We start from the raw sequence: 18,466 nt of genomic DNA on the forward strand, positions 1-18,466 counted from the left end.
CCCCCTGGAAAGGAGCCGCCGTGGCCCTGCCGCAGCTGTTCGCCGAGCTGGCCGACGTCCCCTGGCTGCTGACCGCCCTGGACCTGGTGGGGGTGTTCTTCTTCGCGGTCTCCGGCGCCCTGCTGGCCGCACGCAAAGACTTCGACCTGGTGGGCTCCGTGGCGCTGGCCCTGCTGGCGGGCCTGGGCGGCGGCATCACCCGGGACATCGTCCTGGACCGGGGCCTGCCGGCGTCGCTGCAGGACCCGATCTACCTGGCCCCGCCCGTGCTGGTGTCCCTGCTGGTGTACGTCAAGGCGATCCACCCGAACCGCCTGAACCTGACGATCACGCTGTTCGACGCGGCGGGCCTGGCCCTGTTCACGGTCTCCGGTGTGATGATCGCCCACGCGATGGGCGTGCACCCGGTGTCCGTGGTGGTGGTGGCCACCGTGGGCGCCCTCGGCGGCGGCGTGCTGCGGGACATCGTGGCCAACGAGGTGCCGTCCATCTTCGACCCCCGCGGCGTGTACGTGATGCCCGCCGTGGTGGGAGCGGCCGTGGCGGAGCTCGTGGCGCAGCGCGGCGCCCTGAACGCGTTCACGGGCTTCCTGATCGCGCTGCTCATCTTCACGGTGCGCATGCTGGCGTACCGCTACCAGTGGCGCCTGCCCGGCGCGGACGTCAGCCAGGACAGGGACCAGCTGGACCGCCTGCGCCGGCTCGCGGAGCAGGCGCACGCGCGGGCCGTCCGACGCGCGGCCCGCGCGCGGGAGCGCATGCCGCTTCCGGTGTTCGGCCCCGCCGAGGAGGACGAGGGCCGGGTGCGCGTGGCGGACTTCGACCCGGACACACAGGCCATCACGGTGGTGGACCAGGCCTCCCACCAGTCGGTCCGGTACCACCCGGAGACGGGCGTCATGGACGTCACGGACCTGCGCACCGGCCGCACCCGCTCCTACGACGACCCGGAGACGGACTGGGTGGCGGACACCGGCTCGGCCGATGAGACGGGCTATGCTGGAGGTCCATGACCGGCACCGCTGACAGCGTCCCCACCATGGCCACCGCCGCCGCCGCGGCCACCCACCCGATCGGCTTCGACCGCGCGAAGTACATCGAGCTCCAGTCCCAGCACATCCAGGAACGCCGCCGCCAGCTCGGCGGCAAGCTCTACCTGGAGATGGGCGGCAAGCTCTTCGACGACCTGCACGCCTCCCGCGTCCTGCCCGGCTTCGCCCCGGACAACAAGATCGCGATGCTGGACCGCATCAAGGACGAGACCGAGATCCTGGTCTGCTTCAACGCCAAGGACCTCGAGCGGAACAAGGTCCGCGCGGACCTGGGCATCACGTACGAGGACGACGTCCTGCGCCTCGTGGACGTGTTCCGGGAGCGCGGGTTCCTGGTGGAGCACGTGGTGGTCACGCAGCTGGAGGACGCCAACCACCGTGCGCTGGCGTTCCTCGAGAAGCTCGAGCGCCTCGGCCTGAAGGTGGCCCGCCACCGCGTGATCCCCGGCTACCCGCACGCCATGTCCACGATCGTCTCGGAGCAGGGCTTCGGCGCCAACGAGTGGTCCGAGACCACGCGGGACCTCGTCGTCGTGACGGCCCCCGGCCCGGGCTCCGGCAAGCTGGCGACGTGCCTGAGCCAGGTGTACAACGATCGGCAGCGGGGCATCCCGGCCGGCTACGCGAAGTTCGAGACGTTCCCCATCTGGAACCTGCCGCTCGAGCACCCGGTGAACGCCGCCTACGAGGCCGCCACCGTGGACCTGGACGACATCAACCTGATCGACCCGTTCCACCTGGCCGAGTACGGCGAGCGGGTGACGAGCTACAACCGCGACGTCGAGGTGTTCCCGCTGCTGTCCGCGCTGCTGGAGAAGGTCACGGGCACCACCCCGTACAAGTCCCCCACGGACATGGGCGTGAACATGGCCGGCGCGGCGATCGTGGACGACGAGGTGTGCCAGGCGGCCGCGAAGCAGGAGATCATCCGGCGCTACTACAAGGCTCAGGTCAACGAGGCCCTGGAGGGCGCGGACGACACCGAGTCCGAGCGCGTGGCCCTGGTGATGTCCAAGCTGGGCCTGAGCTCGGAGGACCGCCCGGTGGTGGGTGCCGCGCAGCTGGTGGCCGAGCGCACCGGCGAGCCCGGCGCGGCCGTGCAGCTGGCGGACGGCACCCTGGTGACCGGCAAGACCTCGGAGCTGCTGGGCTGCTCCGCCGCGGTGCTGCTCAACGCCCTCAAGGTGCTGGCCGGCATCGAGGACGACGTGCACCTGCTCTCCCCCGCCTCGATCGAACCGATCCAGACGCTCAAGACGGTGCACCTGGGCTCCAAGAACCCGCGGTTGCACACGGATGAGGTGCTGATCGCGCTGTCCGTGTCCGCGGCGACCGACGAGAACGCGAAGGCAGCCGTCGAGCAGCTGGCCAGCCTCGAGGGCTGCGACGTGCACACGACGACGATCCTCGGCTCCGTGGACGAGGGCATCTTCCGGTCCCTGGGGATGCTCGTGACGAGCGAGCCGAAGTTCCAGAAGAAGGCGCTGTACCGGAAGCGGTGAGGCAGGGGCGGTTCGGGCGGTCGCTTTCGTTGACGAAACGGGCGACCCCTGGGCGTCAACCCTTGGCGCGGACAATAGGGAGTGGCTAACGGAACCGCCGCGGATACCTGAGGGACGTGGCGGGGGATCCCTCCGCCCGCCGCCAGACCGGCCGGCTGCAGAACGCCACGCGAGTCGAAGCCAGCTTGTGACGTGAGCCCACAGAGGGTCACCTGCGGCGCTTACTCGGTGGCTTAGACTCTATGGGCCCTGCAGAGATGCGGCCGCTTAACGTGTCCGGTCGCCACCGTACCCTGGGAACCATGTTCAGAGCACGCGAGAGAAGCAGAATTTATGTCACAAGGTGAGCAGCTAATGCTAGATACATCACTCCGCATGGCCTCCTTCTTTACCGGGATAGGCGGATTCGACCTGGGGTTTGAAAACGCAGGAATCCGGACTGTATATCAATGTGAAATTAAGGACTTCTGCAATCAAGTACTAGAGTACCACTGGCCGGAAATTCCCCGTGGAACCAATATTGAGTTGGTCAATCCCGACGATATCCCCGAGGCGGATATTTGGACGGGCGGGTTTCCATGCCAAGATATTTCACTTGCCCGTATGTCGTCCGAGAGAAAGGGTCTTCATGGCTCGCAAAGCAGACTATTCTTTGAGTTTGAAAGACTACTTGAGCAAGGTCGCCCCAAAGTTGTCCTCCTCGAAAACGTTGCGGGTCTCCTCTCTTCCAACGAAGGACGAGATCTCGCAACAGTCATTCGGTCGCTGGCCGACCTCGGGTATGGCGTGGGGTGGCGAGTTCTTGACAGTCGACACTTCGGCGTCCCCCAGTCACGCACAAGAGTCTTCATTTGCGGAGTTTATGGAAACCCAGAAGCCGCCGCTTCGATACTTTTTGAGCCCGAATGCGGCGACAGGAATTCTGAGAAGAGCCGATCGAATGGGCCGAAGCCTATTTCCCCCTTTAAGATCAGCGTTGGAGATCCTGAGCGCGGATACGCCAAGCAACTCGCCCACTGCGTCTACGCCGAGGGGCCCCGTCACACAGGAACAGACTGGAGTCGAAACTATGTCTCCTACCCAGAGGAGGGGCAAGTCCGTCGACTGACGCCACTGGAGTCTGAACGCCTACAGGGGTTTCCCGATAATTGGACGAACGTTCCGCTTGCCGGTTCCACAGAAGCAGTGGACTCGGCTCGATACCACGCCTGCGGTAACGCCGTTACCGTCAATGTGGCGGAATGGCTGGCACGGCGAATTTCCACGGCACTCGGCCATTGACTGTTGTTGCCCGCCGGGCGTGAGAACCCTGCGGGCAACAGTGTCACCAACCTCTCCGAATCTCCTCGAGCTTGAGGAGGAGCACAGGATCAGGGTAATCCACGCTTCGAACAGGTAGATGAGACCGGGGGATTTCGCCCACCCAGCGCAGCACCCATTCCTGGATCCGAGCATCCAGGTCGTCTGAGAACAGGGGGCCAACTGCCACTACATATAGTTCTTCATCGAAATCAAATAAAACGGACAATAGGCCAGAATCAAAAGCCCAATGGTGCTGCTTACATAATGCGAGGCCGTTACGAACCTCATCAAGGTCGAATTTCGACCAGGGAAGGATGTGTGCGGCCTCGATACCGCTGGAGACTCCAGGTCCCCCTGCAAGGTACTCACCGCATATAACGCAAACTCCGTTGTACGCAAGCAAGACCTTTTTCGCAAAAGAGCGCGCAGCCGCTCCTCGCTGAGCTACTAGTCGATATTGCTTCTCGACTCGGTGGCGAACCTCGGGAGCCCCGTCCACCTTGGACAGATCGGGGAGCCCCTCCACCTCCAATTGCTCAAGTCCGGCCAAACGGAGCAGTGATCCAAGTGGGTCAGACAGGGGAACATAGTAGTCGTCAATTCTGTATAGTGACCTGATAATTCTACGAACAAGGCTGGCCTGCGTTTTGTCCCGCAGCCCGTCTGGGCCCCCTCGGCGCTGAGACCATTTCAGAAAATCTGCCTCCAGCTCCTCATCGATGTCGCCGCCATGGGCGGCAATCTGGCTCTTCCCAGTTGAGCGTGGGGGTGTCGTGAGTCAAGGGCCCGTGCCCTTGCAAGAGGATGGATTTTGCGAAGAATCTAACCTCGATCACGAAGGACACGAGCCATGTCCCAGCGTACGCGCGCTGCCTTGCCCCTGCCTGCCCACGCCGCTGCCGAGCACCACGTCCGTGCGGCGGCATCGGTGGTGTTCAACCTGGAGGGATACACCGTCCTTCAGGCCCTCGACCGGCCACTGGGAGGTAGGCGTGTCGTTGTGGCCGCCGATGCCGCCGAGGGGGCCTGCCCGGGCTGCGGGGTGTTCTCGGGCCGGGTGCACCAGCGGGTCCGCCAGTCCGTGAAGGACATCCCTGTCGGTGGGGACCTGTTGGAGTTGGTTGTCGTCAAGCCCAGGTTCCTGTGCGCCGAGGGGGCCTGCCCGCGCCGGACCTTCACGCAGACCACGGACCAGTTGCCGGCCCGGGCCCGGTGTACCACCCGGTTGCGGGAGGCCGTGGTGGCCGCGGTGCTGGACTCCGGCCGGGCCACCGCGGAAGCCGCCAACGCGCATGGCCTGGCGTGGGGCACCGTCAACGCCGCCATCCTGGGCCACACCATGGTCTTGCCGGAGGTCGACAAGGTGCCGGTGCGGGCGCTGGGCATCGACGAGCACCGGTTCGCCACCGCCAAGTGGTTCAAACACCCCGACACGGCCGTCTGGTGCCGGGTCGAGCCGTGGATGAGCACCTTTGTCGTCGCCGACACCGGGCACGTGCTCGGCGTCGTCGACGGACGGTCTTCCCGCAACGTCACCGCCTGGCTGGCCGAACGCTCCGAAGCCTGGCTGGATCGGCTCGAGGTGGTCGCCATCGATCCCTCGGCCACGTTCCGCACCGCGATCCGCAAGGTGCTGCCGACCGTGGACATCAGCGTGGACCACTTCCACCTGGTCAAGCTCGGCAACCAGATGCTCACCGAGGTCCGCCAACGCGTGGTGCGCGAAGTCCTGGGCCGGCGGGGCCGCAAGCAGGATGCCGTGTGGGCTCACCGGATGTTGCTGCTGCGGGCCGGGGACCGACTCACCGAGGCCGGCCTGCGCCGACTCGAGCACGTCCTGGACGACGATGCCTATGAGCAGGTCGCCGCCGCCTGGGCGGTCAAGGAGCACCTGCGGCGGATCCTGAACGCCCCCACCGTCGCAGCGGCCCAGAACGCCCGGATCGACTTCGAGCTGACCGTAGCCGCCGCAGGACTGCCGGAGGCTGACAGGCTCTCGGCCACCGTGGGGAAGTGGTGGGTCGAGATCAAGGTGTTCATCCGCACCCGAGTCACGAACGCCCGCACCGAGGCGGCCAACACGGCCATCAAACAGGTCAAGCGCACCGGCCGCGGGTTCCGCAACCAGACCAACTACCAGTCACGTATTCTGGCCAGGAGCTTCCGACGGACACGCCGACGCTCCCAGATCCACCCTCGAGCAGGACTCCACGCTCAAGTGTGAAGAGCCGGCAATCTTTCCAATAAGGCTATTTATCTGCTTACCTCGCTGCTTTAGGTTGATCTCCTCAACAACCGGGTCATCATGTATCGCCCCGGAACGTGCGATAAATCTTTCCGGAAAGAAGATGACATCAAGGTCATCTACCCGATTCACACCCACCTCTAGATCCAGAATATACTTCTTCTCGCGAATGACAGGCAGGCCGTCATACAGTTTCTGATCAACGCGAGTAGGTTCTGGGAGAAGAAAATATGCGGCCAGGGATGGCGTCAGTTGACCTACCTGTCCAGCTAGCCCTCCGGCGATGCGTATTCGAATCTTTCCGTCCAAGTCCCGGATTTGATTTCCACTGTCTAAGGCGACGCCGTCCACGTCGAGGTAAATCCGTCGGCCGACGAGGGCCGAAGCATGGTGCTGACCGGATGTCCCTGCTAGCTCATACTCGCCGCGTCCTCTTGACGGCCGTTTGACGATTTTCACTCTGCTGTCCCTCTCTCTCGGTGCACCGCGTGGAGCCGGATCACCGCGTCCGGCCGAAGTGCACGCTTACTTAGGTCGGCCGTGCGCGGAAAGTGTTGTAACGCGGGCCCCGCTGGCAGTGGCCAACAACTTACGCTGGCTCTTCCCGTCGCTCGTTTATTCCTCCCCACGAGTCCTGCCGCTATTTCCCGCGTACGTTGGACCGGCCGCCCCGGCAGGCCATCCTCCCGGGTGGCTTGGCTCAGCAAGCAGCGTCGCGCTCCTGGCGCACGGCCGGCCTCGCGCCCTCGGGAGGCGTAATGGACATCTTTAATCCAAGTTGAGGTAGCCACCGCACCCGGAGCACCCCTCACCCCACCTCCGCCAGCGGGATCCCGCGCTGCTTTCCCCACGCCTGCCAGTCCCGCGCCGAGCGCGACCGCAGCGCGGCACTCAGAGCTGCAGCGACGTCGTCGCCGTTTCCTTCCGGCAGGTCCAGCTCGGCCCGCAGCGCCTCGGCGAAGTGCGGCTCGAGCGCGCCGACTGCGACGTGCCCCTCGGCCGCCGGGTACACGGCGTAGTAGGGGGTCGCGCCGCCGAGGATCGCGTCGGGTTCGAGCAGGCCGTGCCGGGTCGGCAGCCCGACCGCGGTGGCCGCATCCGCCAGCGCCACCTGGGCGCGCCCACCGGCCGCGTCGTCGCCTCCGCGGCCGCGCGCCAGCAGCAGCCCCAACGCGGCGCTCACCGCCTGCTCGGCCCCGTGCATGTCCGCCACGAGGGCGCGCGGGAGGACGGGAGTCCCGGCGTCGTCCACCGGCAGGAGGCCGGACTCTGCCTGGTAGGTGAGGTCGTGCCCGGGCACGTCGGCGGGCTCCCCCGCGAACCCGACGATGTCCACCTGGCACACCCGCGGGTGCCGCGCCGCCACGGCCGCGGCGTCCAGGCCGAGCCGTCGCAGGGCCCCCGCCCGGTGGGAGGTGATGAACACATCCGCCGCGGCCAGCAGCTTCTCCATCTCGGCGCGGCCGGCATCGGACTTCAGGTACACCGTCACCACCCGCTGCCCCGCGTGCAGCTCGGCGTACAGGCTGGGGCTCATGGTGGCCATGGGGTCACCGGCCGGGGGCAGCACCGTCACGACGTCGGCACCCAGCTCTCCGAGGCGGGCCGCGGCGGCGGGGCCGGGCAGATTCAGGGCGACCGTGACGACGGAGACGCCGTCCAGCGCAGAGGTGAGGTCCATGCCCCATGGTGGGCACGGGGCGCGGCAGGCCGGGCCCGCAGGTCCGATTGTGACGTGCGTCTCTCTAAGGGCGCGGGTGGCGCACCGGAGCGCCGACGACGCCGGCCCGCCCCTTCCGGGAACGCCTGCGGTCGGTATGAGCGCACTTTTCAGGCTCAGAGCGACCGCACGCGTTCCAGGTCCGCGGGCGCCCCGCCCCCGCACGCGCCGTTTCCCGAACGAAAACGCGAGGTGGGGCGTAGCCTGGCCGCCATGACCACCGTGTTCTACGACGACCAGGGCCGCCCCGAGCCGCCCTTCGCCGCGGGCGAGGCCGCCACCCTGCTGGGCTTCCTCGACTTCCTGCGCGCCACGATCGAGTGGAAGACGGCGGACCTGGACACGGCCGCGCTGCACCGCCGGCTGCCGGGGCACCCGTCCGCGATGACGCTCGGCGGCCTGCTCAAGCACCTCGCGTTCGTCGAGTTCTGGTGGTTCGAGGCCGTCGCCCTCGGCGAGCCCACCTCGGCGCCCTGGGTGGGCGCGGACTTCGACGCGGACCCCGACTGGGACTGGCACAGCGCGGCGCAGGACTCCGCGGCGGACCTGCGCGCCCTCTGGCAGGGCCAGGTGGAGCGGTCCCGGCAGATCGTGGTGGACCTGCTCGCGGCGGACGGCGACGACGGCGCCGCGGCCCTGGCCCGCGCCCACCGGATCCGGGAGGGGCGCGACCCGGTCTCGCTGCGGTGGATCCTCACCCACATGATCGAGGAGTACGGCCGCCACGCCGGCCACGCCGACCTGCTGCGCGAGGGGATCGACGGCCAGACCGGCGAGTGAGCCCGCCCCACCCGCGGTCCCGCCTGCGGTCGCACCCGGGTTCATCCCCTCGTCGGATGCCCGGCCCCACGCCGGCTGGGTAGATTCTGTGCCATGGCCTCCCCCTCCCCTGCGTCCGCGCACCCGTCCGCCCCCGAGAGCGGGACGGGCCTGGGGTTCACCGGCGTGGCGGGGATCACCGGGCTCACCGCCGCCGAGGTCGCCGAGCGGGAGGCCGCGGGCCTGGTCAACGTCCAGTCGCGGGACACGTCTCGCTCGCTGGGGGAGATCCTGCGCGTGCACGTGTTCACGATGTTCAACCTGGCGATCGCGCTGTGTGCCGTCGTCGTGATCCTGATGGGCCGCTGGCTGGACCTGCTGTTCTCGCTGGCGGCCGTGGCCAACGTGGTGATCGGCGTGGTCCAGGAGTACTCGGCCAAGCGGAAGCTGGACCGGATCGCGCTGCTGCACCAGGACGACGTCGTCGTCATCCGGGACGGGGCGCGCGTGCCCCTGCCGATGGCGCAGATCGTGCGGGACGACGTCGTGGTGCTGCGCCGCGGCGACCAGGTGCCCGTGGACGGCGAGGTCCTCGTCTCGGACGGCCTGGACATGGACGAGGCGCTGCTCACCGGCGAGAACGACCCCGTGCCCAAGACCCCCGGGGACGCCGTGCTCTCGGGCTCGGCCGTCGTGGCCGGCGCGGGCCTGGTGCGCGCGACGGCGGTGGGCTCGGCCTCGCACGCCGCCCGGCTGAGCGCCGAGGCCCGCCGCTACTCCGCCATCCACTCGGAGCTGCGCGGCGCCCTGGAGAAGGTGGCCCGCTGGCTGACGATCGCCCTGGTGCCGATCATCGCGGTGATCGTGCACGGTCAGATGACGGCCGTCGGCGGCTGGTCCCTCGCCCTCTCCCAGCCGCGCGAGGCCGCCCTGGAGCCCGCGCTGATCGCGTCCGTGGCGGCGGTGACCAGCATGATCCCGCAGGGCCTGGCGCTCATGACGACCATCGCGTTCGCCGTGGCCGCGCTCAAGCTGGCCCCGCAGGAGGTCCTCATCCAGGAGCAGCCCGCCGTGGAGGTCCTGGCCCGCGTGGACACCGTCTGCCTGGACAAGACCGGCACCCTCACCGAGGGCGGCGTCCGGTTCGACCGGCTCACCGCGCCCGCCTCGGCAGACGCGTCCCCGGACGCCCACGACGACGGCGCCCCGGCCGAGGTCGGCGATGGGCCTCGGGCCGTGCTCGCCTGGTTCGGCGCGGACCCGGACGTGAACCCCACCGCGGCGGCCCTGCGCGAGCCCTTCACGGCCGTCCCGGCGGTGGACCCCGTGGCCCAGGTGGCGTTCTCCTCCGCGCGCCGGTGGTCGGCGGTCGCGTTCGGCCCCGAGGCCGGGGCGGCGGCCGGCACGTGGCTGCTCGGTGCGCCCGAGGCCCTCGTGGACGAGCGGCTCCTCGGCCCCGATGCCGCCCAGGCCGTCCGCGCCCAGGTCCACGCCGACGCGGACGCCGGCCGCCGCGTGCTGCTGCTGGCCCGCACGGACGAGCCCCTGATCGGGGAGGCGCTGCCCGCCGGAGGCGTCCCGGTCGCCGTCGTGACGTTCCGCGAGAACGTGCGCCCGGACGCCGCCGAGACCCTCGACTACTTCCACGCCCAGGGCGTGCGGACCGTGGTGATCTCCGGGGACAGCCCGCGCACCGTGGCCGCCGTGGCCCGCGAGGTGGGCCTCGAGGTGGCGGGCCAGGCCTACGACGGGCGCACCCTGCCGGACGAGCCCGGGGAGCTCGCCGACGTGATGGCGGAGCACAGCGTGTTCGGCCGCGTCAGCCCGGACCAGAAGAAGGCGATGGTGCAGGCGCTGCAGTCGCGCGGGCACGTGGTGGCCATGACCGGCGACGGCGTGAACGACGCCCTGGCCCTGAAGACCGCCGACCTGGGCATCGCCATGGGCAACGCGGCCCCGGCCACCAAGGCCGTGTCCCGGATGGTGCTCCTGGACGGGCGCTTCGACCGCCTGCCACGCGTGCTCGGCGAGGGCCGCCAGGTGATCGCCAACATGGAGCGGCTCGCCCACATCTACCTGACGAAGACGACGTACGCGCTGCTGTTCGGCGTGGTGTTCTCCCTGTTCGCGTGGCAGTTCCCGCTGCTGCCACGGCAGGCCTCCACCGTGGACTTCATCATGATCGGCGCACCCACGTTCTTCCTCGCCCTGCTGCCGAACCCGCGCCGCTACGTGCCCGGCTTCCTGGGGCGGGCGCTGCGGTTCGCGATCCCCTCCGGCGCGGTGATCCTGCTGTCCATGGTGACGTTGCAGACGTACGTGCGCCTCACCGCCGGCGACGTCGACCTGCCCCGCCAGCAGGCCGCCTTCATGATCACCCTGACCCTGCTGGGCCTGTGGGTGCTCAGCGTGATGTCCCGGCCGCTGAGCGCGCGCGTGGTGGTCCTCATCCTGGCGATGTACGCGGTGCTGGCCGCCGTCGTGCTGGTGCCGGCCTCCCGCTGGTACCACCGGATGGAGGTCCCGCCCACGGACGTGCTCGTGGCCGCGCTGGTGATCGCGGCGCTCGGGTGCGGACTGATCGAAATCATCCACCAGGTGCACCGCCGCCACGTGGCGCGGGTGCTGGCCGCCGCGGGGGCCTGAGACCCCTCAGCGGCGGGCCCGGCGCACCGCCGCCCGGTAGCCGCACCACTCCGACACCAGCACGACGACGGCGAGCAGCAGGTACGCGACGTCCCACGCGCTGGGCCGCTCCCCGGCCACCACGCCCGGGAGACGGGCGGCCAGGATGAGCACCACGAACACGGTGACCGCCCAGGCCCGCCGGCGAGGCGGCGGGCCCAGGCGTCGTCGTCGAGGGCGGCGGGGGGCTCTTCCACGGGACGGCGGGCCGCCGGGAGCAGCCGGTGCGCGAGCCAGGCGAGGCCCGCGCAGACCGGGGCGACGGCGAGCAGCCAGAACGTGCTCCCGGTGAACAGGTGCGTCTGCGCGTTCACCTCGACGAGCCACCATGCGAGCACCAGCCCGAGGGCCAGGAGGGCGGCGACGGCCACCAGCGTGGCGGCCAGCCGCGGGACGCGGGCGAGGAGCCGCTCCCAGAGGACCATCACCGCCGCCCCGGGCACACTCATGAGCACCGGGGACAGCAGCAGCCCCCACGTGTAGTCGGTGGTGAGTCCGTCCCGGAGCAGCCAGACCAGGCAGAACAGGACGGCGATGCCGGTCAAGTCCCGAGTAGTGGTGTAACGCTCTGATCCTCCATTGGTGCTGTTAGGCGCTGAGTTCGAGGGTGGTTTCCGGTTCGGCGTTCACCTCGTTCCCGGTGTCGTCCACGGTGGTGAGGCGGCAGCGGGCCAACACCTCGAGGCCGAGGTAGCGGCGGCCCTCGGCCCACTCATCGGTCTGCTCAGCCAGCACCGCCCCGACCAGGCGCACGATCGCTGCCCGGTTCGGGAAGATGCCCACGGCGTCGGTGCGACGCCGGATCTCGCGGTTGAGCCGTTCGGCCGGGTTGTTCGACCAGATCTGGGTCCACACGTCCTTGGGGAACGTGGTGAACGCCAGGATGTCCGCCCGGGCACCATCGAGGTGTTCGGCCACCGCGGGCAGCTTTTCGCTGACGTAGTCCAGCAGCCGGTCGAACTGGGCGTCCACGCTGGCGGCGTCGGGCTGGTCATACACCGAGTGCAGCATGGCCTTCACGGCCGGCCACATGGACTTGGGGGTGATGCCCATCAGGTTCGCCGCGTAGTGGGTCCGGCACCGCTGCCAGGTCGCTCCGGGCAGGTTCGCGGCGATGGCGTCCTTGAGCCCGGTGTGGGCGTCGGAAGTGACCAGGCGGACTCCGGTCAGGCCCCGGGCCACCAGGTCGGCGAAGAACTCGTTCCACGCCGACCCCGTCTCCGAGGTGGCCACCCGCAGGCCGAGGACCTCGCGGTGGCCGTCACCATTGACCCCGGTGGCCAGCAGCACCACGGCGTTGACCACGCGCCCGCCCTCACGCACCTTCATCGTCAACGCGTCCGCGGCAACGAACGTGAACGGTCCCGCCTCCCCGAGCGGCCGGTGGCGGAAGGCCTCCACCTGCTCATCGAGGTCCGCGGCCATCCGGGACACCTGGGACTTCGACAGGGCATTGATGCCCAAGGTCTTGACCAGCTTGTCCATCCGCCGGGTAGAGACACCGGCCAGGTAGCAGTCTGCGACCACGGTGATCAGCGCCGATTCGGCCCGCTTGCGCCGCTCGAGCAGCCATTCCGGGAAGTAGGTGCCCGAGCGCAGCTTCGGGATGGCCACGTCCACGGTGCCGACCCGGGTGTCCAGGTCCCGGTGCCGGTACCCATTGCGCTGGGCCGTGCGGTCACGGGAGGGTTTGCCCCATTCGGCGCCGACCACCGCATCGGCGTCAGCGCAGAGCAGGGTGTTGATCATCGTCTGCAGCAGGTGGCGCATCATGTCCGGGGAGGCCTCGGACAGGGCTTCGCCCAGCAGGCCGGCAGGGTCGACAATATGAGGAGCGGTCATCGTGATGACTCCATTCGAGGATTCTGTGAGAGGTTGACTCGAAGGATCACACGGTGGCCGCGTCCACGTCTGGAACGACGTGCCCGACCACCGGGCGCTACACCACTATGCGGGACTCAACTGCGATGCCGGCCGCGACCGTGAAGCCGAGCACCGGCACATCGCGCCAGGTGGCGTCGGGTGTGACGGGGTCGGAGTGGGGGCGGATGGTCATCGGCCGGGTCCTTCCTGTGTGCTCCGTTGCGGATCCCTTCCGGCGACCCTACGGCCTGCTCGAGCACGTCTCCGCATCGGGCGCCCTCCCTCGTGCCGGCGTCGGCGTCGCTCTACCGTGGGGCCATGGACTCCACGCTCTTCACCCGTTCGGCCGACCGCGCCGCCCACGACGACGTCAACTTCCGCACCCGCAAGTGGGTCAAGCCGGAGGACCTCAACGCGAACAACACCCTCTTCGGCGGCTCGCTGCTGCGCTGGGTCGACGAGGAGGCGGCCATCTACGCGACCCTGCAGCTGGGCAACCCGCGGTGCGTGACGAAGCTGATCTCGGAGATCAACTTCCTGGCCTCGGCGAAGCAGGGCGACATGATCGAGATGGGCCTGCGCGCCACCGAGTTCGGGCGCACGTCCCTGACCATGCGGGCGAAGGTGCGGAACATCGTGACCGGCGAGATGATCCTGACCATCGACAAGATCGTGTTCGTGTCCCTGGGCGAGGACGGCAAGCCCGTGCCCCACGGCTTCACCGAGATCACCTACGACCGCGACCGTCTGCCCCTGGACGGCCCCCTCTGAGCCGGCCCGCCACCCCACGCGGTCCGGGGGCGGAACTCGGGGATCCCCGCCCGGAATACCGCCGAGTTCTGCCCCCAACGCGGGAGGGCCGGTGGCGGGGGCCGGGGCCGAGCCGGAGGACGCGGCCGAGCGTCCCCGGGACGTCAGAGCGGCCAGACCTCCAGGGACTCACCGAGTCGGATGCTCACCCCGGAGACGCGCCCGCGCGGGCCGAGCAGGACGTGCACGACCGGGTCCGCCCGCTCGGCCTCCGCCACACCCCGCACCACCACCGCGCGCCGACTCCCGGCGGCGTGCGGGTCTGTGGGCAACGGGACGCCGTCCAGCTCGTGCACGGTCAGATCCGCCGGGGGCGTGCACGGACCGGCGAGGTCCTGGATCTCCTGCATGGTCTGCCGCAGCACGGTCTGCGGCAGGGCGGCGCGGGCCGTGCTGGTCATCAGGGCGTGCATCGCGGTGAGGTCCCCGGTGAACCAGGCGCGGACGGCACGGTCGGCGCTCCGGCGCGCCGCCTCCGGCCAGCCGCCCTGTGGTGCCGCACCGGCGGTGGGTGCCGCACCCGGGTCCGCGGCGGTCTGGAAACGACGGTGCGCGGCCTGACGGCTCACCCCGAGGGTCTGGGCGATCTCCTCCCAGGTCCACCCGGACTCACGGGCACGGTGGACGGCGTGATGCAGCCGCCGCTCGGCCGCCGCCTGGGCGGCCAGCGCGGCGGTCAGTTCCTCACAGGGATCGCGGGGCATCCTCCGAGTCTGCCTCACCGGCGGACACCGGAAGGAGGGCACCGGCGCCGATGGCCACCGCGATGCCGAAGATCACGGCCGTGGCGCCCTCGAAGATGTTGAGCACGGTCAGCACGGCCGCGACGGCGGCCCCGGCCAGGATCTGCATGGCCTTCGGGCCATCCCAGGCGGGCTGCCAGCGGCTGAACAGCGAGCCAGCCAGGGCGCCGCCGCGGGCCTGCATCAGCGGAGCGCCCCAGGCACCCACGGTGTAGGCGAGGCCGATGATGGCGCCCGTGAGCAGGGCCGGCCCCGGGTCGGCGTCGGACGTGAGGCCGTGGGTGACGAGGATCAAGATGATGGAGACGACGGTGGCGGTGAGCGTGCGAGCCATGTGACCGAGGTTATGGCCGGCATCCGGAGGTGTCAACACCGCGTTGACAGCCGGCCGGTGGCGCCGGCGGTGCCGGTGGTGCCTGTGGTGCCTGCCGACCCCGGTTCAGCCGACCCCAGCTCAGTCGATCCCGCGGGCGGCCAGGGCGTCCCCGACGTCGTCCGCGTGCTTGAAGCTGAGCACCAGCAGCGGCAGCGCCCAGGCCCACGGCGCCATCCGCACCCCGCGGGCGGCCTGCGCATGCCGGATCTGCTCGGCCAGCGCCCGCAGGTGGCCGATCGAGGAGAGCACCAGGCCCATCGCCAGGCCCACGCGGTCGGCGCGGAACCCCGCCCGCGCCAGGCGCGGCCCCGCCCACGGGATCCGCTCGACCGGCCGCAGCACCGCCTCGGCCACCCCGGTCATGTCCGCGATCCGGGTGGTGCGCGTCAACACCTGCGCGGTGAGCACGAGCCCGAGCACGCGCGCCACCATGAGTCCGGCCGCGAACGCGTCGGTGAAGATCCACTGCGCCGCGAACAGGACCACGTAGAACAGCCACAGAGCGCGCAGGTCGGAGGCGATCATCGCCGCACCGCGCCGCAGCCCGAAGCCCACGAGATACGCGGTCACGGCACCCACGACGGCGGCGCCCGCGGCCCACAGGGACAGCGGCAGCAGGGTCAGGGCCAGCACCCACGCCGCGAACAGGCCCGTCTTGAGGCCGGCGCGAGCGCGGTGCAGGGGCGAGTCGCCGTGGATGTACAGGGAGAGCATCAGCGCAGCTCCGCCGCCACGGCGTGGTCCAGGAAGCGCTCGTACGCCTCGACCACGTCCTCGGCCGGGCCGGTCCGCTCCACACGGCCGCCGTGGATCCACACCGCCTCGTCGCACGCACGGGCCAGCTCGAGGTCGTGGGTCACCAGCAGCAGCTGGAACCCGTCCGGGGCCGAGGGGTCGGCGGCCAGCAGCCGGTCGGCCACGATCCGCCGGTGCCGGCCGTCCAGCAGGGAGGTCGGCTCGTCGGCGATCACCAGGGACGGCCCGGCGGTCAGCACCGAGCACATCGCCAGCCGCTGCGCCTGCCCCGAGGACAGGGACAGGCAGGCCCGGTCCGCGAGCGCGGTGAGCCGGTGCTCCTGAAGCGCCGCGGCCACGCGCGCGGCGACGTCGTCCTGGGTCAGGCGGTGGCCGGCGTCGTCCCTGAGCGACTTCACGGTCAGCTCCACGTCCTCCCGGACGGTGGGCATGACCATCTGCGCGGCCGGGTTCGCGAACACGAAGCCGACGGTGCGGCGCAGCGCCTTCACGTCCCGGACGGCGTCCACCCCGTGCACGGTCACCTCCCCGGCGACGACGTCGGCCAGCCCGGCGATCGCGCGGGCCAGCGTGGACTTGCCGGAGCCGTTCTCCCCGATCACCGCCACACGCGGGGCCGTGAGGGTGAGGTCCACGCCGTCGAGGAGCACGACGACGCCCTCGGGGCCGTCGGCCTCGACGCGGACGCCCGTGAGGGTGACAGAACGGTCCGGGCTCATCGGAAGGCGCGGGGGTAGGCCTTCCACAGGCCGACGATGAGGATGACGGACACGACGAGCTTGATCAGGTCACCGGGCACGAACGGGGCCATGGAGAGGACGGCCGCGCCGAACTCCATCCCGGCGATCCCGACGAAGCCGAGCACGCCGAAGAAGTAGACCATCACGACGCCGCCGATCAGCCCGGCGACGGCCGCCCCGAGCGCGACCCGTCCGGCGCCGAGGCCGGGACGGGCCCGGGAGGTGAGGGCCCAGAAGATCAGGCCGACGATCAGCGCGGACGGGATCCAGCCGAGGATGAAGCCGGCCGTCGGGCCGGCGAACACGCCCAGGCCGCCGCGGCCGCCGCTGAGCAGCGGCAGGCCGAGCGCCACGAGGCCGGCGAACAGCGCCATCGAGGCGGCCCCGCGCCACGGGCCGAGGATCACACCGGCCAGGATCACGGCGATGTTCTGCAGCACGATCGGGGCGGGCACACCGGCGACGGCGATCGGCGGCACCAGACCGAGCACGGCCATCAACGCGGTCATGACCGCGATGCGCGCGAGGCTGCCGCCGGCGGAACCGCGACGGGGGCGGCCGGCGTCGGTGGGGCGGTCCGCCGTCGTGGTGGCCGCGGGGCGGACGTGGCCGTCATGGGACGAGGGCACGGAAGTGCTCATGGAGGGACTCCTGGTGCGGAAGCGAGTGCGAGGGGGCGCTCAGCCGAGGCGCGGGGCGCATGGCGAGTGCCCGACGAGTTGAACAGTGTTCAGGAGTCTACTGCAGGGGCGGAGGTGTGGGCGGCCGGGGTGCGTTCCCGGGGCGACACCGAGGCAGCGGTCGGCTTGGGCGTTGTGCTGACCGGCGATCAGCAGGAACGAGGTCTGCGGCCCGCCGAGCATCTCGCGGACCGCGGCCAGTACTGGCGAGCGGGGGCGTAAGGCGGGGTGGCCGGGCAGTCCGGGCAGGGCCATGACGTCTCGTGACCGGCCGGGCCCTGACCTCATTCCCCAGCATCCGCACCGACCTGCGCAACGCCGGCGTGAACGTGGTGGACCAAGAGGCCGCCCGAGACGGGAACCTGGCCACCAGCCGCTCACCCGATGACCTCTGCCTTCTGTTCCGCCGTGGTGGTACCGTCCAGCCCACCGGCGCCGGAAACCGCTCCTGAGCAGCCCGGTACGCCACATGGCACAGGCGGGGCTGACTACCGGCTCGACACCCGGCACCTCGGTACCCGCAACCCTCCTATAAGCCAGCACCGGCCGGGGACGCGCCGGCCCTTCGAGGATCTCAGCCCACGTCCCACCTCAGGACAACCAGAAGGAAGTGATCGCGGATGCGACGGATGACGCTGCCGAGCGGGGAGTCCATCCCTGTGCTGGGCCAGGGCACCTGGGGCTGGGGTGAGGACCCCGGCCGCCGCGGCGACGAGGTCGCCGCGCTGCACGCCGGCCTCGAGCTGGGCATGACGCTGGTCGACACCGCCGAGATGTACGCCGACGGCGGCGCGGAGGAGGTGGTCGGTGAAGCATTGGCGGGTCGCCGCGACGAGGCGTTCGTGGTCAGCAAGGTCCTGCCGTCCCACGCCTCCCGTTCCGGCACGATCGCGGCCTGCGAACGCAGCCTGAAACGCCTGGGCACCGATCGGATCGACCTCTACCTGCTGCACTGGCAGGGCAGGTACCCGCTGCAGGACACCGTCGCAGCCTTCCACCAGCTCGTCGAGGACGGGAAAATCCGATACTGGGGCGTCAGCAACTTCGACCACCGGGCCCTCGCCGAGCTGCAGGACGTGCCGGGCAGCAGCGGGCTGGCCACGGATCAGGTGCTGTACAACCTGTCGCGGCGAGGACCGGAGTACGACCTGCTGCCGTGGTGCAAGTAGTGCCCCATAGAGTGGTGTAGCGCACGGTGACTGGGCACGTCGTTCCGGATGTGGACGCGGCCAC

The 18,466-nt window shown here is 70.0% G+C and carries 17 protein-coding genes and 1 pseudogene; 9 read left to right on the plus strand and 9 right to left on the minus strand.

The annotated features are described in order from the left end of the window. Positions 1–20 precede the first annotated feature (20 nt). The 3 genes from MLUT_RS21660 to MLUT_RS23720 all read left to right on the plus strand — a co-directional run bounded on the left by MLUT_RS21660 (position 21) and on the right by MLUT_RS23720 (position 3,835). Positions 21–1,013 (plus strand): trimeric intracellular cation channel family protein, encoded by a 993-nt coding sequence (locus MLUT_RS21660; RefSeq protein ID WP_010080076.1) that lies wholly within the window; start codon positions 21–23, stop codon positions 1,011–1,013. Beyond that, on the plus strand, positions 1,010–2,554 hold the full coding sequence (locus tag MLUT_RS21665; RefSeq protein ID WP_010080075.1) for a DUF1846 domain-containing protein: 1,545 nt from the start codon (positions 1,010–1,012) through the stop codon (positions 2,552–2,554). Before MLUT_RS21660 ends, MLUT_RS21665 begins: the two co-directional genes overlap by 4 nt. A gap of 375 nt (positions 2,555–2,929) precedes the next feature. Then, on the plus strand, positions 2,930–3,835 hold the full coding sequence (locus MLUT_RS23720) for a DNA cytosine methyltransferase (RefSeq protein ID WP_231936612.1): 906 nt from the start codon (positions 2,930–2,932) through the stop codon (positions 3,833–3,835). Between the two features lie 43 nt (positions 3,836–3,878). Here the strand turns inward: MLUT_RS23720 and MLUT_RS23725 are convergent, their stop codons facing one another. Beyond that, complete coding sequence (locus MLUT_RS23725; RefSeq protein ID WP_306294208.1) at positions 3,879–4,382, minus strand: HNH endonuclease; 504 nt, start codon at positions 4,380–4,382, stop codon at positions 3,879–3,881. A 324-nt stretch (positions 4,383–4,706) separates the two neighbouring features. Between MLUT_RS23725 and MLUT_RS21675 the strand changes: the two genes are divergently transcribed. Then, positions 4,707–6,080, plus strand: coding sequence for an ISL3-like element ISMlu13 family transposase (locus MLUT_RS21675; RefSeq protein ID WP_012751137.1), 1,374 nt, complete (start codon positions 4,707–4,709; stop codon positions 6,078–6,080). Between the two features lie 829 nt (positions 6,081–6,909). Here MLUT_RS21675 and MLUT_RS21680 read toward each other — a convergent pair. Next, the gene (locus tag MLUT_RS21680) at positions 6,910–7,782 is read right to left on the minus strand and encodes a CoA transferase (protein ID WP_010080072.1); all 873 of its coding nucleotides are present in this window, start codon (positions 7,780–7,782) and stop codon (positions 6,910–6,912) included. A gap of 252 nt (positions 7,783–8,034) precedes the next feature. On the opposite strand from MLUT_RS21680, the gene MLUT_RS21685 reads away from it, so the two are divergent. Then, the gene (locus tag MLUT_RS21685; protein ID WP_010080071.1) at positions 8,035–8,601 is read left to right on the plus strand and encodes a DinB family protein; all 567 of its coding nucleotides are present in this window, start codon (positions 8,035–8,037) and stop codon (positions 8,599–8,601) included. A 93-nt stretch (positions 8,602–8,694) separates the two neighbouring features. After that, positions 8,695–11,226, plus strand: a complete 2,532-nt coding sequence (locus tag MLUT_RS21690; protein WP_010080070.1) for an HAD-IC family P-type ATPase — start codon at positions 8,695–8,697, stop codon at positions 11,224–11,226. Between the two features lie 6 nt (positions 11,227–11,232). Here MLUT_RS21690 and MLUT_RS23845 read toward each other — a convergent pair whose 3' ends face one another. Together MLUT_RS23845 and MLUT_RS21700 are read right to left on the minus strand one after the other, a co-directional pair. Beyond that, positions 11,233–11,388 (minus strand): hypothetical protein, encoded by a 156-nt coding sequence (locus MLUT_RS23845; RefSeq protein WP_010080069.1) that lies wholly within the window; start codon positions 11,386–11,388, stop codon positions 11,233–11,235. A gap of 465 nt (positions 11,389–11,853) precedes the next feature. After that, positions 11,854–13,107, minus strand: coding sequence for an IS256 family transposase (locus MLUT_RS21700; protein ID WP_010079481.1), 1,254 nt, complete (start codon positions 13,105–13,107; stop codon positions 11,854–11,856). A gap of 339 nt (positions 13,108–13,446) precedes the next feature. Between MLUT_RS21700 and MLUT_RS21705 the strand changes: the two genes are divergently transcribed. Next, entirely contained in the window at positions 13,447–13,899 is a 453-nt protein-coding gene (locus MLUT_RS21705) for an acyl-CoA thioesterase (protein ID WP_010080066.1), read from the plus strand. Positions 13,900–14,042: 143 nt separating this feature from the next. Here MLUT_RS21705 and MLUT_RS21710 read toward each other — a convergent pair whose 3' ends face one another. From MLUT_RS21710 to MLUT_RS21730, 5 genes are all read right to left on the minus strand, one after another. After that, entirely contained in the window at positions 14,043–14,642 is a 600-nt protein-coding gene (locus MLUT_RS21710; RefSeq protein WP_010080065.1) for a helix-turn-helix transcriptional regulator, read from the minus strand. Beyond that, positions 14,623–15,015, minus strand: a complete 393-nt coding sequence (locus MLUT_RS21715) for a hypothetical protein (protein WP_010080064.1) — start codon at positions 15,013–15,015, stop codon at positions 14,623–14,625. The genes MLUT_RS21710 and MLUT_RS21715 overlap by 20 nt, the downstream gene beginning before the upstream one ends. A 120-nt stretch (positions 15,016–15,135) precedes the next feature. After that, positions 15,136–15,771 carry an energy-coupling factor transporter transmembrane component T family protein gene (locus MLUT_RS21720; RefSeq protein ID WP_010080063.1) on the minus strand — a complete coding sequence of 212 codons (636 nt, stop codon included), beginning with the start codon at positions 15,769–15,771 and terminating at the stop codon, positions 15,136–15,138. Then, entirely contained in the window at positions 15,771–16,532 is a 762-nt protein-coding gene (locus tag MLUT_RS21725; RefSeq protein WP_010080062.1) for an energy-coupling factor ABC transporter ATP-binding protein, read from the minus strand. The genes MLUT_RS21720 and MLUT_RS21725 overlap by 1 nt, the downstream gene beginning before the upstream one ends. Continuing rightward, positions 16,529–17,194, minus strand: a complete 666-nt coding sequence (locus tag MLUT_RS21730) for a biotin transporter BioY (RefSeq protein WP_010080061.1) — start codon at positions 17,192–17,194, stop codon at positions 16,529–16,531. Before MLUT_RS21730 ends, MLUT_RS21725 begins: the two co-directional genes overlap by 4 nt. 299 nt (positions 17,195–17,493) lie before the next feature. Between MLUT_RS21730 and MLUT_RS23850 the strand changes: the two are divergent. Next, positions 17,494–17,625, plus strand: a pseudogene (locus MLUT_RS23850) (DJ-1/PfpI family protein); the annotation flags it as partial. Positions 17,626–17,862: 237 nt separating this feature from the next. Next, positions 17,863–18,402: an aldo/keto reductase gene (locus MLUT_RS21740; protein WP_010080059.1), complete on the plus strand. Its 540-nt coding sequence runs from the start codon at positions 17,863–17,865 to the stop codon at positions 18,400–18,402. The last annotated feature ends 64 nt before the right edge of the window (positions 18,403–18,466 follow it).

Source organism: Micrococcus luteus NCTC 2665 (assembly GCF_000023205.1).
Lineage (GTDB): Bacteria > Actinomycetota > Actinomycetes > Actinomycetales > Micrococcaceae > Micrococcus > Micrococcus luteus.

Bases quoted from the DNA above. Each gene is read 5' to 3' on its own strand.
- MLUT_RS21665 (WP_010080075.1), top strand. From the start codon at position 1,010: ATGACCGGCACCGCTGACAGCGTCCCCACCATGGCCACCGCCGCCGCC.
- MLUT_RS23720 (WP_231936612.1), top strand. From the start codon at position 2,930: ATGGCCTCCTTCTTTACCGGGATAGGCGGATTCGACCTGGGGTTTGAA.
- MLUT_RS21675 (WP_012751137.1), top strand. From the start codon at position 4,707: ATGTCCCAGCGTACGCGCGCTGCCTTGCCCCTGCCTGCCCACGCCGCT.
- MLUT_RS21680 (WP_010080072.1), bottom strand. From the start codon at position 7,782: ATGGACCTCACCTCTGCGCTGGACGGCGTCTCCGTCGTCACGGTCGCC.
- MLUT_RS21685 (WP_010080071.1), top strand. From the start codon at position 8,035: ATGACCACCGTGTTCTACGACGACCAGGGCCGCCCCGAGCCGCCCTTC.
- MLUT_RS21690 (WP_010080070.1), top strand. From the start codon at position 8,695: ATGGCCTCCCCCTCCCCTGCGTCCGCGCACCCGTCCGCCCCCGAGAGC.
- MLUT_RS21700 (WP_010079481.1), bottom strand. From the start codon at position 13,107: ATGACCGCTCCTCATATTGTCGACCCTGCCGGCCTGCTGGGCGAAGCC.
- MLUT_RS21705 (WP_010080066.1), top strand. From the start codon at position 13,447: ATGGACTCCACGCTCTTCACCCGTTCGGCCGACCGCGCCGCCCACGAC.
- MLUT_RS21710 (WP_010080065.1), bottom strand. From the start codon at position 14,642: ATGCCCCGCGATCCCTGTGAGGAACTGACCGCCGCGCTGGCCGCCCAG.
- MLUT_RS21715 (WP_010080064.1), bottom strand. From the start codon at position 15,015: ATGGCTCGCACGCTCACCGCCACCGTCGTCTCCATCATCTTGATCCTC.
- MLUT_RS21720 (WP_010080063.1), bottom strand. From the start codon at position 15,771: ATGCTCTCCCTGTACATCCACGGCGACTCGCCCCTGCACCGCGCTCGC.
- MLUT_RS21725 (WP_010080062.1), bottom strand. From the start codon at position 16,532: ATGAGCCCGGACCGTTCTGTCACCCTCACGGGCGTCCGCGTCGAGGCC.
- MLUT_RS21730 (WP_010080061.1), bottom strand. From the start codon at position 17,194: ATGAGCACTTCCGTGCCCTCGTCCCATGACGGCCACGTCCGCCCCGCG.
- MLUT_RS21740 (WP_010080059.1), top strand. From the start codon at position 17,863: ATGACGCTGCCGAGCGGGGAGTCCATCCCTGTGCTGGGCCAGGGCACC.